Source organism: Paenisporosarcina sp. P4_E4_2, from assembly GCF_056401595.1.
The window spans coordinates 1-2,811 of sequence record NZ_JBFUJC010000382.1; the positions used below are offsets into that span (position 1 = coordinate 1).

Genomic DNA, 2,811 nt, shown 5'->3' on the forward strand with positions numbered 1-2,811 from the left:
CCGTTAGCACCAATTAATCCGTAACAGTTACCTGGGTTGAATTTTATATTGACGTCTTCGAAAAGCTTGCGATCTCCGAAGCGTAAACTTACATTACTTACAGCAATCATGTTTGAACCTCCTTATTTTTCACAATGCTTCTATTATATCATGAAAGGGTATAAGAATGCTCAAACTTTAAGAGTGGAATATATCTTGAATTCAAGATAAAATAAAAAGAAGGAGGGGATAACGATGAATGAAACACATCAACACATATTTATTGAAGGAACAAATAAAAAAAACGTCTTGATATTGCTACACGGTACAGGTGGAAATGAACATGATTTGATTAATGTGGGAAAACATATCGATCCGACAGCATCCTTACTTGGAGTTCGTGGAAATGTTTTGGAGGGGGGCATGCCACGATACTTCCGACGTCTAGCAGAAGGTATTTTTGACGAGAAAGATTTGTTTTACCGCGCAGAAGAACTCCATACGTTCCTAAAGGAAGCTTTATCGCATTATGCACCGAACACTGACCTAGTCACAGTTATTGGCTATTCCAATGGAGCAAATATTGCAGCAACATTGCTGATGAAACATGAGAAAATTGTCGATCGAGCGATTTTATTCCATGCAATGGTGCCATATCGAAACAACACAGTTAAAGAAATACAGAATGCACATATTTTTATTGGGGCAGGAACGAACGATCCCATTATTCCTCAAAAAGAAACGCAGGAGTTAATTGATGTATTACGTGTTCAAGGAGCTAAAGTTCAGGAAAAATGGTATAACAACGGACACCAATTGACAATGAAGGAAATACAGGATGCACGTGATTGGTATACCTTAATTAGGTAGCCTTAATTTTTGCTTTCAGTTATAATAAGTGTATTAGATAGTTGGTGTATTATGGGTAATATGGAAAAAGTGTTTGAAACGCCTTTTCATGAAATGACTTGGAATGGACCAATAATTTTTATGCACCGGGTATTGGATAACGGAAAACAAGAAGTAGAACATATATCTCCAAAATCGTTGGGTTTTGGGTCGTTGAAAATCGGTGGAGCGTGACAATCGAGGATTCGCAAAGCGCATGATTGGACACATATCGATATTACCGAGCGAAAAGAAATTGAGATTTTGCTTCATAGGAGCCATGAGGAGTTGGAACGTTTGGTCGAACAAGTAAAGGAGCTTTCCATTACCGATCACTTAACGTCACTATTTAATCGACGGAAAATGGTGGAGGAAATCCGTAAGGCTCAAAATCGTTTTGAAGTGAGCGGACAGACTTTTACTTTGGCGATATTGGATCTGGATCATTTCAAGAACATCAACGATCAATACGGGCATACATTTGGGGATATTGCCCTCCAAACTTTTGCCAGCCTATTAAGACGGAAAATTAATGATTCGAATGTCGTTGCGAGGTGGGGTGGAGAAGAATTTATTATTCTTTTTCAAAACAGCAACACGCAGGAAATTCACCGTCAATTACTTTCTCTACAAGATTGCTGCAATGAAGAATTGTTGAAATACCGAATGGATCCAGTGCCGTTATTATTTTCGGCTGGTGTGCATGAATATGATGTACAGCAATCATTGGAAGATTTATTGAAACGTGCAGACCAAGCACTTTACATCGCAAAATCGCTTGGTCGCAATCAAATTATTCTTTATGAGAAAGGACTTCCAATTGAGTAAGTGGAAGTTCTTTTTTTTGCAACCATTCGTCAACCCACTTCATTTCGAGTGGTGACTTGCGATTTATATAGGATTGCAACGTTTGCAGCTGCTCATTTACCAACAGTTCCATTTCAACATAATCTTTTCTGGTTGGATATCGATTGTCTATCGATCCTTTTGTAGTAAATATAAAATAATAAGACCCTATCGTCCTGAATACGAGAATCATATTTGGAAATTCATCAAAAATAGCTTTCACTTGGTATCTTTTCGTGTAACTCCATTGAATGAGTTTCAATTTATTCACCCTTTCACCATTTATTGTACAATTTATCAAATGGGAACACAAGTTTGCATACTAGATACAAAGATTCATAGTTGTGGTCGGACGTCTGATATGATTTACTTGGTGGAGAACTATTTTAATTATAGAGGGCGGAGATTATGAATTCCCAAAAATCAATGACATCATTATTAATTGCCATCTTTTTGATTGCCTTAAATTTACGACCTGCTATTACATCAATCGGGCCATTACTGGACACAATCCGAAATGATTTAAATTTGACGAACAGTGAAGTAAGCTTGTTAACGGCGGTTCCCGTAATCTGTATGGGATTATTCGCACCATTGGCTGTTCACTGGCTGAATAAGTTCGGACAAAGAAGAGGGATTTCTTTATTAATCGTCTTAATAGGTGTGCTTACTTTATTACGTGCATGGTTAAATGACTATGTATCACTATTGGTGACTGCTTTTGTAATAGGTGTTGCCATTGCAATTATCGGACCTATTTTATCATCATTAATTAAAGAAAAATTCCCTACTCGTACTGCTTCAGCTATAGGAATCTATTCACTAGGTATGGGTGCTGGTGCAACATTGAGTGCTGGTTTAACCGGTATATTATATGTCAAAATCGGTGAAGAATGGGAGTATGCCCTAGCTTTCTGGTCTTCGTTAGCATTGTTGGCATACTTGGTTTGGGTCGTTGCCATGAAGCCAGAAAAAGAAATCGCTGTTCCGATTGAACGAGAAAATGTGACAGCATCATTCCGTTCGCCGTGGACAAATACGAGAGCATGGCTTATTTTATTGTTTTTTGGTTTTCAAGCTTCATTGTTTTTCTCATTG

General features: G+C 37.7%; 5 protein-coding genes and 1 pseudogene. 4 read left to right on the forward strand and 2 right to left on the reverse strand.

The window, feature by feature from the left end; translation table 11 throughout:
- Positions 1-110 (reverse strand): annotated as a pseudogene (locus AC1DSB_RS17440) (hypothetical protein); the annotation flags it as partial.
- Between the two features lie 124 nt (positions 111-234).
- Here AC1DSB_RS17440 and AC1DSB_RS17445 point away from each other — a divergent pair.
- The 3 genes from AC1DSB_RS17445 to AC1DSB_RS17455 all read left to right on the forward strand — a co-directional run bounded on the left by AC1DSB_RS17445 (position 235) and on the right by AC1DSB_RS17455 (position 1,695).
- On the forward strand, positions 235-849 hold the full coding sequence (locus tag AC1DSB_RS17445; RefSeq protein WP_477532768.1) for an alpha/beta hydrolase: 615 nt from the start codon (positions 235-237) through the stop codon (positions 847-849).
- A gap of 51 nt (positions 850-900) precedes the next feature.
- The gene (locus AC1DSB_RS17450) at positions 901-1,062 is read left to right on the forward strand and encodes a hypothetical protein (RefSeq protein ID WP_477532769.1); all 162 of its coding nucleotides are present in this window, start codon (positions 901-903) and stop codon (positions 1,060-1,062) included.
- A 93-nt stretch (positions 1,063-1,155) separates the two neighbouring features.
- A complete protein-coding gene (locus AC1DSB_RS17455; RefSeq protein WP_477532770.1) occupies positions 1,156-1,695 on the forward strand; it encodes a GGDEF domain-containing protein in 540 nt (179 codons plus the stop codon).
- On the opposite strand, the gene AC1DSB_RS17460 is transcribed toward AC1DSB_RS17455, so the two are convergent.
- Complete coding sequence (locus AC1DSB_RS17460; RefSeq protein WP_016427297.1) at positions 1,661-1,975, reverse strand: hypothetical protein; 315 nt, start codon at positions 1,973-1,975, stop codon at positions 1,661-1,663. The genes AC1DSB_RS17455 and AC1DSB_RS17460 overlap by 35 nt on opposite strands.
- A 146-nt stretch (positions 1,976-2,121) precedes the next feature.
- On the opposite strand from AC1DSB_RS17460, the gene AC1DSB_RS17465 reads away from it, so the two are divergent.
- A partial coding sequence (locus tag AC1DSB_RS17465) for an MFS transporter (protein ID WP_477587224.1) occupies positions 2,122-2,811 on the forward strand: 690 nt, incomplete at its 3' end.

Coding starts and splice junctions, on each gene's coding strand:
- AC1DSB_RS17450 (WP_477532769.1), top strand. CDS start 901: ATGGGTAATATGGAAAAAGTGTTTGAAACGCCTTTTCATGAAATGACT.
- AC1DSB_RS17445 (WP_477532768.1), top strand. CDS start 235: ATGAATGAAACACATCAACACATATTTATTGAAGGAACAAATAAAAAA.